This window comes from Bosea sp. F3-2, from assembly GCF_008253865.1.
Taxonomy (GTDB): domain Bacteria; phylum Pseudomonadota; class Alphaproteobacteria; order Rhizobiales; family Beijerinckiaceae; genus Allobosea.
The window spans coordinates 788,844-801,792 of the sequence record NZ_CP042331.1; the positions used below are offsets into that span (position 1 = coordinate 788,844).

Consider the following 12,949-nt stretch of genomic DNA (forward strand, 5'->3'; position numbering starts at 1 on the left):
TTTCTGTCGGACGCGGGTGTTTCCGCGATCCAATGCTCCAGAGCGGCGGCGTAGTCCGCGGCGGCATCGTCGAGCGCGGGCTGCGGGAGCTTGTCCGCCTGGTAGAGGATGAAGGGCTCGCTCCAAGGCAGGCCGCAGCGATGGGCCGTGGCGCGCAGCGGGGCGAGCAGCTCGATCATCGGGAACATGTTCCGGCCGCCCGGCCGGTAGGCCTCGGGCACGTTGCCGGCGGTCGCGGCCAGCATCAGGGACGTTCCTTCCAGCAGCCGCCCTTCCATCTCGTAGGCGAGATAGAACATCCGGGTCAGCACGGCGTCCTGCCAGGCCTTCAGCAGTGCCGGCGTCGAATACCACTGGATCGGGAACTGCAGCACGATCCGGTCGGCCGTGAGCAGACGGGCCGCCTCGCGCTCGCCGTCCCGGAAGATGTCGATCCCCGTGGGATAGGCCGCCTGCATGTCGACGATCTCGACGCCGGGCAGCCTGCCGGCCGCCGCAGCCAGGGTAGCATTGGCCTTGGACTGGGAGAGGTCGCGGTGGAAGAGGAGGATGAGCGTCTTGGTCATGGTCGTCTCCTGCGGTGGTGAGACAACCCTGCGACCAAGCAAGAAATCCCTCCAATCGATTATCAATCTATCGTATTATCTGATCCATGAATTTGAGATCGCTCGACCTCAATCTCCTGGTGGTTCTCGATGCGCTTCTGGACGAGGCGCATGTCAGCCGCGCGGCCGATCGGCTCGGGCTGTCGCAGCCGGCGACATCCGCGGCGCTGCAGCGCTGCCGTCATCTGTTTCGGGACGAGCTTCTCGAACGCGGCCGGGGAACGATGTTCCTGACGCCAAAGGCGGAAGCTCTGCGCGCTCCGCTGAAATCGCTGCTGGCTGGCGTGACCGAACTCGTCGATCCGCCGCAGGTACCACTCGCGGAGATCCGCCAGACCCTGCGCATCACCACGGCCGACTATCCGGCTGTGTTCCTGATCGGCCCGCTGCAGGAAGAGCTGCAGCGTTCGGCGCCGGGGATCGATATCGTGATCCAGCCATGGCACGGCGCCGACACCGCCCGCGCAGCCCTGGTCGACGGCACCAGCGATCTCGCCATCTCGGTGTTTCCCCCGGCTGAGGACGACCTCCACCGCGAGGAGCTTCTGGTCGAGCATTATGCGGTCGCGATGCGCCACGGCCACCCGGCGGAAAGGGCCTTCGATCTGGCCGCCTGGCTGGCCTATCCGCATATCCTCGTCTCCGGCCGCGGCGATACGCGCACCCCCATCGACGCGGAACTCGTCAGCCGCGGCCTGACGCGGCGCGTCGGCTTCGTCGTGCCGAACTTCCAGATGGTCCAGACGCTGCTGCACGGCTCGGACATGATCGCGCTGCTGCCTTCGCGCGTGCTGTCGTCCTTCGAGGGGCTGGTTTCGTTTCCGCCGCCGCTTCCGGTGCCGGGCTTCGCGCTGCATCTCGCCTGGCACCGGAGACGCATGAAGGACGTCGCCCTGCAGCATGTCGCGGCGATTCTGGCCAGAATGTTCCGGTAGCGGCACGGTTTGAAAGACACCTTGCGAGGTGTCGAAAACATTGGCCGCACTCTTCGGACGTTCTAGAGGCTGTTAGGGACCATGGGAGCGATTTGACGCTGGCAATTTTGCGCGAATGCCAGGAGTTCGAGGACGCAAACCTTCCGGTTTGCTACGAAGAACGACGCAGCAGTCGCGCAAAAGCGCCGCGCCCTGCGGGTGAGGTGAAAACCGCAGAGCTGCAGCGTCGCACCGCTTGCCGATACGGAGGTATCGGCGGCACGATGCTCCTCCCGTCTCTGCGGTTTTGACCTCATCAAATCGTTCCCATGGTCCCTAACAGCCTCTAGGCTGCCATTTCCGAAGCCAATCTGGAGCGTATCCTATGGAGCGACGTTCGTTCGTGTTCGGATTGCTTGCCCTTGCAACGGGGTCGGCTTTCGCCTTGCCGGCGCAGGAGGCCGAAGCGGCGCCGAGGCAGCCGACGCTATCGCCGGATCAGGAACTGAGGTTGCCGGACGGCACGCCGATCGACTGGTCCCAGAATCGCTGGGGGCCCCCGGGCCACCGCCCGCCGCCGCATCATAATCGGCGCTGGCATCGCCCTCCTCGCCACCGGCGGCGGGTTTGCCGGACGCATTGGGATCGGTGGGGAAGGCCTATTCGCCGGTGCCACTGGGTCTGGGTTTAGGGCTGCTTAAGCGGGCGGGCACGGCAAATGTCCGCCCGCTCTATCAATGGCTTAGAGCCGGACCCGATCAGGTTGATGCAACCTGATCGGGGCCGGCTGCAGCGATCGCGACCTTGGGGGGAAACATGCAGACGCTCGATCATGTGATTGTCTGGATCATCATCGGAGTGATCGGTGGCAGCCTGGCAGGCCTCGCGATCAGATGGGACAGGCGCGGCTTCGGCCTCCTGCGCAATCTCGCTGTGGGTCTGGCGGGCGCCATCGTCGGCGGCCTGCTCTTCCGATCGCTCCAGATTCTGCCGGGCCTCGACAACATCGCGATTTCGCTCAGGGATGTGGTCGCAGCCTTCGTCGGATCGCTGATCGTGCTCGGCGGTCTCTGGGCCTGGAAGCGTTTCGAACGGCCTTCGGCCTGAGGCCGGAGCGCCGCGACCCTTCAGAACCGCCAGATCAGCGGCACGTAGAAGACGGCGATCACGAAGAACCAGAGCATCAGCGGTGTGCCGAGTTTCCAGTAGCTGTTGAAGCTGTAGCCGCCCGGCCCCATGACCATCATGTTGGTCGCGGTCGCGATCGGCGTCAGGAACGCGGCCGAGCCGGCGACGCACAGGCTCATCAGCACCGGACGCGGCGAGACGCCCATGCCGGCTGCTGCCGCCATCGCGATCGGAATGACCAGCATCGTCGTCGCGGTGTTGCTCATGACCTGGCCGAGGCTCGCGGTCAGCACGAAGAGGCCGGCGAGGAAGACGATCGGCCCTGCCCCACCGGTCAGAGACACGAGATGGTCGGCCACGACCTTGGCTGCGCCCGATTGCACCATCGCAGTGGAGAGCGGCATCATCGCCGCGATCAGGATCACCGTCGTCCAGTTGATCGCGCGATAGGCCTGCTCGACGCTCATGATGCCGGCGGCGATCAGCGCTCCGGCGCCCAGCAGTCCGGCGACGGCCGGCGGCAGGATGCCTGTCGCGAGCGCCGTGACGAGGCCGGCCAGCACCGCCAGCGCCACGCCTGCGCCTGCGCCCATCGGCACGGCCTGGCGCCTGACGAGGTCGGGCGAGTTGACGACGAGCACGTCGGGATCGTCGAGGCGCAGATCGAGCGCTTCCCAGCTGCCTTCCAGCAGCAGCGTGTCGCCTGCGACGAGGGCGTCGCCTGGCTCGAGGTCGACCCCGGCCCGCTGGACGGCCAGCACCACGAGATCGCCGCTGTCGGTCACCATGCCGGCGAACAGCGCACGGCCGATCAGCGCCGAGCGCGGCGGAATCACCACCTCGGCAAGGCCGGAACGGCGGCTGAACAGCCCCGATTGGTCGCCCGCCTCGCGCAAGGCGAGGTGCTTGTCCGCGGCCAGCTTCGCGACGGCCTCGGCATCGCCGCGCACGAGGAGATAATCCCCCTCGGAGACGGCCGGCGCCCGCAACGGCATGCCGGAGGCTCCCGCCTGCACGGCCATCAGGCTGAGCCGTCCGTCCAAATCGACATCGATCCCAGCCGGGTTGACACCGACATAGGAGGATGTCGAACGCACACGCAGCCTGAAAATCCCGTCGCTTAATCCGTAGTGCTCAACGAGAGTCTGAGCATGCTGGCTGAAATCGGCCGGCAGCCGCGCGCTGCTCTTCTGCGGCAGCAGGCGCTTGCCCAGCAGCAGGATGATCGCGATCGTGCCGGCCAAAAGCGGCAGGCCGACGAGCGCGAACTCGGCAAAGGCGAAGCCCGGCAGGCCGGCATCCTCCAGCGCCTCGGACACCAGGATGTTCTTGGGTGCTCCGGTCAGCAGCAGGTTGGAGCCGGCATGGGAGGCGAAGGCGAGCGGCATCAGGAGCTGGGCCGGCGACTGGCGCAGCCGCACCGCGGCCATGACCGCCACCGGCATGAGGGCCGCGACCGAGCCGCTGCCGCTGATGAACGCGCTGAGACAGCCGGCCGCCATCATGAGGATGATCAGCAGGCGCATCTGTCCGGAGCCGGCCTTCGCGATCAGATATTGCCCCGCCCAGGCGGTGACGCCGGTCTTCTCCAGTGCCGCGCTGACGATGAAGAGGCTGGCGACGAAGAGAGCGGCGCGATCGCCGAAGCCGGCGAAAGCCTGCTCGAGCGTGACCGCGCCCGTCGCCCAGAGCGCCAGCGCCGCCCCGATCGCGACCACGACGACCGGAAGCCTGTTCCAGGTGAACAGCGCGATCGCAGCCACGGTGACGACGGCGGTGCTTTCGATCGGTGTCACGCAGCGGTCTCCTGCAGGCCGTCGTCAGGTCCGGAGTATCAAAGCACCGCCGAGCAGGACGGCAAGAGCGATCAGCCGCAACCTGCTCGGCCACGGCCTCGCGCAGATCGAGGCAGTGGATGCGCAGCGTCCCGTCCACCTCAGCCGAGACCGGCAGCTTCCCCGGCTGCAGGCTCATCACGGCGCAGGCTGAGTCACGCGCCAGACCGCTGGGTATCGTGGAGCGGCAGGTCGCAAAGCCGGGCTGCAGGTCAGGTGTCCGGGCAAAGGCGCGCCGCGCGACGTCGAGTCCCGCGACGACAGATTGCGGCAGGAAACGAGCCAGGAAACGAGCAAGCCCGACCCATGAGAGCGCCCCACCGGTGGGCCAGAGAATCGTGCTGGTCCAGACGCCCGCGGCACTGGCGACCAGCCCGGCCGGCAGATCCTTCAGCGCGGGGCCCATCAGGGCGAGCCATAGCAGCAGCAGGCCGAGCCCTCGGGCCAGAAGCGCCGAGAGCGGCGTGTCGTCGGCTGGGCCCGCCGCCTTCATTCCATCCGTCTGCCTCTTCCGGGTGTCCTGCCGGACTGTCGGCGCAAGGTAGCCTTCGCTTCCGCAGGCAACATCAGCCCGACGTCTCACTCCTGTGCGCCGCGTCCCATTCTCGCCGCGGCTGCTGGCCGTGGCGGGGGCGATATGCGCAGGATGGCACTCCGCGCCGCTCTCCGGAAAACACATGAAACAGCCACGGCTTTCGCCACGACGTGCGCTCTGTCCCGCCGGGCTGTCGCGCCCATGATCATCGAGCCGCGCAATGGCGACGCCGAAGACGATGCCAGCAGCACCAAGAAGCGCTCGCTGATCGCGATCGCCGGCAGCCTGCTCGGCGAGATCAGTCTGCCGAAGCTTGCCCTCGCCTGGGTGCTCGGCGCCCTGCTGCCGAGCCTGTTGCTGGGTGTGGCTCCGCTGGTCATGACCGCCTGGGTCGCGTCGGTATCGGGCCGCGTGATGGCGCTGGCCGGGATCGGCTCCCTCGTCTTGCTCGTGCTCGTCGGAATCGTCGGCTGGTTTGGCTTCCGGCCGCTATTCCGCATGGCGGAAAGGAGCTTCTGGTCGTTGAACGCTCTGGTGGTCCAGCCCGGCTACGCGGTCTGTCGCGAAGGGCTGCAACATCTCGCCGAAAGCTTCATTTCCGTTGGCGCCGACCCCGACAAGCGCGCGCGATTGCGGGCTGGCAGCGCGATCGGAGCAGGGCTTCTGGGTTGCGCCGTTGCCGGCGGGGTCTTCGCCCTGGTCTGGCCAGCGACGCGCTGGTCGGGCGGCTTCGCCGACTTCATCGATCCGTTGCGGCTTGTCGTCCCGGCTCTCGCAAATGCCGTCGCGCTGATGTCGCTCTATCTGGCGGTGGCCTCGCTGCTCTGGGGCATGGCCGACGGTCTGATGGACCAGCCACGCGATCTCGGAAGCTTCGACACCGCGCCGGCCTCAGCGCGCCGATGGCGCGTCGCCCATCTCTCCGACGTCCATGTCGTCGGCGAGCGTTATGGCTTCCGGATCGAAAGCGGGCGCGCCGGACCGCGCGGCAACGAACGTTTCCTGCAGGTGCTCGACAGTCTGGCGGAGATCCACGCGCGCGAGCCGCTCGACCTGCTGCTGATCACCGGCGACATGACCGATGCCGGGCGCTCGGCCGAGTGGGCCGAATTCCTCGACGCGATGCAGCGGCATCCCGCCCTCGCCTCGCGCTGCCTGATCCTGCCCGGCAATCACGACGTCAACATCGTCGACCGCGCCAATCCCGCTCGGCTCGAGCTGCCGGGCAGCCCGGGCAAGCGCCTGCGCCAGATGCGCACGCTCTCGGCCATGGCGGCTGTGCAGGGGCAACGCGTGCAGGTCTTCGACCAGAGTCGGACCCGGCTCGCCGGCAGCCTCGCCGCCGCGCTGGAGCCGCATCGCGAGAAGATCGCCGCCTTCGCCGATGCGGGTGGCCTGCGCCTGTCGGCCGGGCTTTCCGCGATCTGGGCTGATGCCTTTCCCATGGTGTTGCCGCCGGCGGAACCGGACGGGCTCGGCGTCATCCTGTTGAATTCGAATGCGGAGGCGCATTTCTCCTTCACCAATGCGCTCGGCCTCGTCGCCGAGGAGGATATGCAGGCCGTGCTCGCCGCGGCCCGCGAATTCCCGCAGGCACGCTGGATCCTGGCGCTGCATCACCATCCGATCGAATACCCGAAACCGGCGAAAGCCTTTTCGGAACGCATCGGCACCGCGCTGATCAACGGCAGCCGCCTGCTGCGGCTATTGCGGCCGATCGCGGCCCGGATGGTCGCGATGCACGGCCACCGCCATGTCGACTGGATCGGCCGCTGCGGCGCCTTGAAGATCGTCTCCGCGCCCTCGCCCGTCATGGAGGGAACGGATGCCGAGCCGACCTGCTTCTACATCCACACGCTGGCGGCGGCGCCCGATGGGATCGCGCTGCTGGAGCCACAGCGCGTCGTGATCGAGCCCATGCCGCCCGTCGTCACCGTGTGACAGACGGGCCCTCCGCGACCTTCTCGTCCTTCTGCGGCGAGCCGAAGATTTCGGCGAGCCACAGGCTCGACGGATGCAGGGCGCAGAAGGTGAGGAAGGCGATGGTGATCGGCACGCCGATGAAGGCGCCGAACACGCCCCAGAGATAGCTCCAGAAGAAGACCGAGAACAGCACCGTCGCCGGCGAGATCGAGAGTGCGCTGCCGGCGACCCGCGGCTCAACATAGCTGCCGACGACAAACTGGATCAGGTTGAGGCAGGCGAAGACCGCGACCACCGCCTGCCAGGAGCCGAATTGCGTCATCGCGAACAGCGTCGGGAAGACGGTGGCGACGAGCGGCCCGATGAAGGGGATGTAGTTCAGCGAGAAGGCGATAAAGCCCCATTCCTCGGCGAGCTGCAGCCCGACCGCCTTGGCGAAGACCCAGACCAGCAGGCCGGTGATCACGCTCATCAGCGTCCGAACGAGCATGTAGCGGCGGATCTTGGTGGCGGTCGCCATGCTGCCGCGCAGCAGCAACTCGCCGGTCGTGCGGTTGCGCATGCCCCGAAGCTTGCGGCCGAAATCATCGACCTCGAGCAGGCCGAGGAAGACATAGACCAACACGACCAGCCAGAAGCTCATCGTGCTGTTGAGCCGGCCGGTGATCGTCTGCGCTGTGCGCAGCATCCAGCCGACGCTGAAATTCTCCGACCAGGCCCCGGCGACGGCGATGCCGTGGCCTTCGAGCCAGAGCGTGATCTGGTCGTAGAAGGACTGGAAGCGGGCGGCGTCGCTGACGATCCAGCGCCCGACGCGGCCGAAGGCCCAGACGATCAGGGAGCCGAAGGCGACGAAGGCCACGACCATGACGACGACGCTGATGGCCAGCGCCAGCAGTCGCGGCAGGACGCTCTGGAGCGCCTTCTGCAGCGGCCAGACCAGCGCGATGATGAACAATGCGAAGGCGACCGGGGCGAAGACCGAACTCGCGATCGACAGCGCCGCGACGACCAGGATCGTGGCAACCACGACCTGGGCTGCCTGATGAATGCCGCCACTCGTCATCGGGCGGCCCAATTCCGCATCCGAAGCTCCGCCGACGCAGCTCGATCCTTCAGCAAAAGCACCCGTCAGACCCCCTTTGTGAATTCGGCGAGATCGAGCGTCGAGCGCTTTCCGATTTCGTCGCGATGCGCCCGGTAGAATGTCTCGGCGGAGCGCCTGCCCTCGTCATGGAGCATCGTCAGGAACTCCCATTCTGCATTCAGCTTGGAAGAGTAGCCGAGCTCGGTCATGGCGTCGCTGGCGATGCGGTGGATCCGCATGCGCGCCCAGCGGGCGCCCTCGCCCGAGCCGGACACGGCTTCGCGCTGCAGGAGCGCCAGCATGCGCAGCTCCTTCAGCAGCACCGCATTGAAGGAGACCTCGTTGAGGCGGTTCAGGATGTCCCGCGCCGTCCGCGGCGTGCCCGGCCGCTCGACCGGGTTGATCTGGACGAGGATCGTGTCGCTCGCGTTGCTCTCCTCGATCAGCGGGGTCATGGTCGGGTTGCCGGAATAGCCGCCGTCCCAATAGCTCTCGCCGTCGATCTCGACCGCCTGGAACAGGGTCGGCAGGCAGGCCGAGGCGAGCAGCACCTGAGGCGTGACCTCGGCGTTGCGGAAGACGCGGTTGCGGCCGGTCCGAACGTTCGTCGCGGTGATGAACAGCTTGATCGGACTCTTCGCGACGGCGTCGAAGTCGATCACCTCGGCAAGGATGTCCGTCAGCGGGTTGGTGCCCATCGGGTTCAGGCTGTAGGGCGAGACGACCCGGGACATCATGTCCATGGCGACGAAGAGCGGCGAAGAGTCGAGTGTCCAGCGCCCGAGCAGCACGTCGAGCGGCGAGCGCTGGAACGGGCTGAAGCGTGCCGCCTCGGAGACCTTCCGCCAGAATTGGTTCAGCGCCTCGCGCGCGCCGTCCCGCCCGCCGGCGACATAGCCGGAAGCCAGGACTGCCGCATTCATCGCGCCGGCCGAGGTGCCCGATATCGCCTCGATCGTCAGCCAGTCCTCTTCGAGGATCCGGTTCAGCACGCCCCAGGTGAAGGCGCCATGTGCGCCGCCACCCTGCAAGGCGAGATCGATGTTCAGCGGCTCGCGCCGAGGAGCCGGTCCGCGCTCACCGCCGGTGCGGCTGGAAGGAGAAGGCGCCTTGCTCACGATATCACCCCTGCTGATGGCACCGGCCGCGTCACGACGACTTCACCAGCCCCGAGAAGCCCGCGACTGCGAGCAGGCTCAAGGCCCAGCCGACGACCGATTGGAAGTAGAAATAGTTGATCGCGACCCGCCCCCCGGGCTTGGTCGGGTTCGGCCGCCAGAAGCTGCGCTGGCCCATGTCCAGCACCGGCAGCAGCGTGTCGAGCGCGTACATCCACGGGCTGAAGGCGGGATAGCTCGAAGCCTCCCAGCGCTGGCGGAAGCAGGCGAGCTGGTTCTGGCCGGGCGCTGCCAGCCCTTGCGACGGCCCACTGGCGACCAGCGGCCGCTGCTCGCCTTGCTCAATGCCGCACAAGGTCCATTCCGGCGCGCGCAGCACCACGGCGCTGTTGGGCATCAGCGCGCCCTGGCGCTCGGCATAGGCGAAGATGGCGACGCCCAGAAGCCAGAAGAAGGCCAGCCAGACGAGGGCGAAAAGCGGTCTGCGGCCATAGCCGAGCGTGATCCCGAGAATGCCGTCGGCGACGAAGAGGAGCGCGCGCCAGACCGGGTTCTCCGTCCGCGCCCGGCGGGCCCGGCGCTGGAGCCTCTCCTTGATGACGAGCACGGAGCGGGCATCCTCGCCATGCCCCATCTCCCGAAAGACCGAGGCGAGCTGCTCATAGGGCTGCGGCCAGAAATCCTCGCCCCAGCGCTGGGGTGTCTGGCGTGCCAGCCAGTCCAGCCGGCTCGCGGCGTCGACGGGGCCGTCGATGAAGGCGCCGTAGCGGCAGCGGTTGAGCAACAGGTCGCCGGGCTTGGGCCAGCAGGCCGCCTCGTCATGGATCGTGCCGAGCGAGGCTCCGGTGAGGGCGAGCGTGCCATCCAGCCGCGCCTCGCGGCGCAGGAAGAAGGCGCCGTTGACCGCGCCCCGGCTCGCTTCGATCGCAGTCTCCCCCGCATTGTCGACGACGGTGCCGGAGCAGTCGAGATCGCCGGCGATGGCCGAACCGGTCAGCCGCACCTCGCCTGTCACGCGGGTGTTCCGCAGGACAACGCTGCCCTGGCAGGCGATCTCGCCCGCATCGAGCGCCATCCGCTCGAAAGCCGAGACGGTCGCGCCCGCCGCATCGAGATCGGCGACCAGAACGGCTCCCGACAGGTTGATGCCGCCGCGCAGCGTCGCGCCGCGCAGGAGGACGTTGCGAACCTCGAGGCTGCGGCCCAGCAGCGCGTAGTCTCCACGGTTGCGGATCGTCGCGCCGTCGCATTGCAGATTTCCGCCGAGGCGCGCCTGGTCGAGATTGACCGCGCCCTCGACCTCGGCCCCGCGCAGATAGACGCCGCCACGCGCCTCGAGCCGCTCCGCCTGCAGGCCGGGTAGCCGCGAGCCGTCGAGGAAGAGCCGGTTGATGATGGCCGCGCGCAGGATCGGCGTCGCCTCGAAATGGCAGTCGTTCAGGCCGATGTCGCGAAAGATGCGACAGGCCTCGAGATCGAGTACCTCCGAGATCCAGGCGCCTCGGACGAGCACGCCCTTCTCATGCGGCCGGCACCCCGCCTCGCCGCCCAGGATCAAAAAGCGCAGGAAGGCGGCGCGCACCAGCCGGGCCGGGGCCGGCCCCGTAGGCAGGACGCCGTCCCCCAGCCTGTCGAAAGTGCCGGACTGAAGCCTGGCGACGATTTCCTCCTCCGCCGGAAGCAGAGGCCGGAAATCGTCGAGACGCGCGGTCGACGCCGCCCAGACGGCGGCCTCTGCGCCCAGGCTCCAGTCGAGGGTCACGTCGCCGCTGCTTGCGTGCTCGCCGCGGCAGAGAGGGCTTCGCGCAGCTGCGCCTCCTTCGTCTCGTCGAAGGAGGTGCTGATCAGCGTGCCGCCGGTGCCCTTGAGATCGGCCAGCACCTTGTCCGTGGTCATCTTGCGGATGAGCAGGAAGAGGCCCGCCGTGTTCGGCTGGAGCGCCGAGGCGGCATCCTTCATGAACTGGTCGTTGATGCCGATGTCGCTGAACTTGCCGCCCAGCGCGCCCGAGGCCGCGCCGATCGCGGTGCCGATTAGAGGCGACAGGAAGATGAAGCCGATCAGCGTGCCCCAGAGCGCACCCGAGGCGGCGCCCGTGGCCGTCAGGTTGATCATCTGGTTGAGCTTCACGTGACCCTTGTCGTCCTTGACGACGACGACGGCGTCGCCGAGCTCGATCAGGTATTCGCGCTGAAGCGAGAGGACCTTCTGACGGACCTCCTCGGCCTTCTGCTCTGTCGGAAAGGCGATGAAGACGAGATCGCTCATGAGTGCAGCTCCGTTTTCGAGCGGGGAGGAAAGATCGGCTGGCCCGGCGCCGCTCGCGCCCGGCCGATCAGGAATTCGGCCAGCAATGGAACCGGTCGCCCCGTCGCCCTGCGCATGCGGCCGGCGGTCGAGGCCGTTCCCGAGATGTCCAGATGGGCCCAGGGATAGGCCGTGGCGAAGCGGGCCAGATTGGATGCGGCAGCGATCGCATCGGGCGGGCTTTCGGCCTGATCGGCCTCGCCCCGAACCGTGGTCAACGACAGCTCGTCATCCCAGAGCGGAAGCCGCCAGACGCGATCGCCGGACACCCCGCCGCAGTTCACAAGCTCCGATGCCAGGGCTTCGTCATTGGCGAAAAGGCCGCTGACGTGGCTGCCGAGCGCCACGACGCAGGCTCGCGTCAATGCCGCGACATCGATGACGCAGCTTGGCGAGAAATGCGCGGCATAGCAGAGGACATCGCCCAGCAGGGATGGTTCCAGCCCAGTCGATCCGCGGTTGCCCGCCGACCGCGGTCGCCGACCGATGCCACGGGAGAACTCGCCCTGGCCGGCCACGATCAGGCCCACGACATTCAAGGCAAGGCCGAGCCGCTCCACCGTCCGCATCGCACCCAGAACGCTGCCGATACCGCGCATGTCGCGGATCGGGGCGCGGTGCAGGCGCTGTTGCTGCTCGGGCAGCGCCTCCAAGGCCGCCATGCCGTTGCCGATCAGGACGATCGGGCGGCCGGTCGCCATGCGATGGTCGCTTCTCAGGACGATCAGCCTGCAGTCGCCGCCCGTCACTTGCTCCAGTGCGAGAAAGGTAGCGAGCCCATGGTTCTCGAACTCGCGCCGCCCCAGAATCTCGATGCTGAAGCCGAACTGGCGCGCCATCGCCTCCGCCGTCCGCGTGACGAAGGCCGGCGTGCACTGATCGGGCGGCAGGTTTCCGAGCTCCTTGGCAAAGGAGACGCCCTCCCCGATCGCCACGCCTTGCCGGAGCGCCACAACCAGCTCGGACGTCAGCGCCTGCGGCACGAGCAGCATGATGCTGCGCCGTTCGTCCCGCACGGACCTGTCGGGAAGCCCAAAATCATAGTGACTATCCGCGAGAATCCGCCCTGCCTGCTGCATCCGCCAGCTCAGCGTCCGACGCGGGACTTCGTTCTCCGCCAGCGTCACGACAACCTCCGCTGCCGGGTCGTCGTTGAGGGCCCTGGCCACGACGGCGAGCGCTTGGCGATAGGCCCTGTCCGAAAAGGTCTCCGCCCGTCCGAGGCCGACCAGCAGCAGGCGCTTTGCCGCAACACCGGGCAGCCGCCCGGTGAACAGCGTCGCGCCGACTGCCTCCCCGAGCTCGCCCTGGGCGAGCTTTGCTGCGAGCCGGCCGGCGGAGCGATCATTGACCGCCCGAGCCGACCCTGTCAGGGGGCCATCGCAAAAGGCGCCCAGGACGAGCAACTCGGTCCCGAGTTTCTGAGCTTCTCCGACTGCCGGAATGATCTCCATCGATGCTCTCTGCCAGGGAAACATCATATCGGTTGGCCAAATT

9 protein-coding genes and 2 pseudogenes are annotated in these 12,949 nt (G+C 67.6%); 3 read left to right on the forward strand and 8 right to left on the reverse strand.

Annotation, left to right across the window (positions count from 1 at the left end; all coding sequences use genetic code 11):
• Positions 1-56 precede the first annotated feature (56 nt).
• A pseudogene (locus FQV39_RS03795) lies at positions 57-566 on the reverse strand (NAD(P)H-dependent oxidoreductase); the annotation flags it as partial.
• Between the two features lie 86 nt (positions 567-652).
• Between FQV39_RS03795 and FQV39_RS03800 the strand changes: the two are divergent.
• Positions 653-1,540 (forward strand): LysR family transcriptional regulator, encoded by an 888-nt coding sequence (locus FQV39_RS03800; protein ID WP_149129088.1) that lies wholly within the window; start codon positions 653-655, stop codon positions 1,538-1,540.
• Positions 1,541-2,335: 795 nt separating this feature from the next.
• A complete protein-coding gene (locus FQV39_RS03810) occupies positions 2,336-2,626 on the forward strand; it encodes a GlsB/YeaQ/YmgE family stress response membrane protein (protein WP_149129090.1) in 291 nt (96 codons plus the stop codon).
• A 20-nt stretch (positions 2,627-2,646) separates the two neighbouring features.
• On the opposite strand, the gene FQV39_RS03815 is transcribed toward FQV39_RS03810, so the two are convergent.
• Both FQV39_RS03815 and FQV39_RS34305 read right to left on the reverse strand, forming a co-directional pair.
• A complete protein-coding gene (locus FQV39_RS03815; RefSeq protein ID WP_149129091.1) occupies positions 2,647-4,443 on the reverse strand; it encodes an SLC13 family permease in 1,797 nt (598 codons plus the stop codon).
• 91 nt (positions 4,444-4,534) lie between these two features.
• A pseudogene (locus FQV39_RS34305) lies at positions 4,535-5,161 on the reverse strand (Na+/H+ antiporter subunit E); the annotation flags it as partial.
• A gap of 57 nt (positions 5,162-5,218) precedes the next feature.
• Between FQV39_RS34305 and FQV39_RS03825 the strand changes: the two are divergent.
• Positions 5,219-6,958 (forward strand): metallophosphoesterase family protein, encoded by a 1,740-nt coding sequence (locus tag FQV39_RS03825; protein WP_149129092.1) that lies wholly within the window; start codon positions 5,219-5,221, stop codon positions 6,956-6,958.
• Here the strand turns inward: FQV39_RS03825 and FQV39_RS03830 are convergent.
• The 5 genes from FQV39_RS03830 to FQV39_RS03850 form a co-directional block, all read right to left on the reverse strand.
• Positions 6,948-8,006 carry an AI-2E family transporter gene (locus FQV39_RS03830; RefSeq protein WP_149133642.1) on the reverse strand — a complete coding sequence of 353 codons (1,059 nt, stop codon included), beginning with the start codon at positions 8,004-8,006 and terminating at the stop codon, positions 6,948-6,950. The genes FQV39_RS03825 and FQV39_RS03830 overlap by 11 nt on opposite strands.
• 65 nt (positions 8,007-8,071) lie before the next feature.
• Positions 8,072-9,145: a patatin-like phospholipase family protein gene (locus FQV39_RS03835; RefSeq protein WP_149129093.1), complete on the reverse strand. Its 1,074-nt coding sequence runs from the start codon at positions 9,143-9,145 to the stop codon at positions 8,072-8,074.
• A gap of 31 nt (positions 9,146-9,176) precedes the next feature.
• A complete protein-coding gene (locus FQV39_RS03840) occupies positions 9,177-10,907 on the reverse strand; it encodes a hypothetical protein (RefSeq protein ID WP_149129094.1) in 1,731 nt (576 codons plus the stop codon).
• Positions 10,904-11,413: a DUF1269 domain-containing protein gene (locus FQV39_RS03845; protein ID WP_149129095.1), complete on the reverse strand. Its 510-nt coding sequence runs from the start codon at positions 11,411-11,413 to the stop codon at positions 10,904-10,906. The genes FQV39_RS03840 and FQV39_RS03845 overlap by 4 nt, the downstream gene beginning before the upstream one ends.
• A complete protein-coding gene (locus FQV39_RS03850; protein ID WP_187640155.1) occupies positions 11,410-12,906 on the reverse strand; it encodes a M17 family peptidase N-terminal domain-containing protein in 1,497 nt (498 codons plus the stop codon). The genes FQV39_RS03845 and FQV39_RS03850 overlap by 4 nt, the downstream gene beginning before the upstream one ends.
• Positions 12,907-12,949 lie beyond the last annotated feature (43 nt).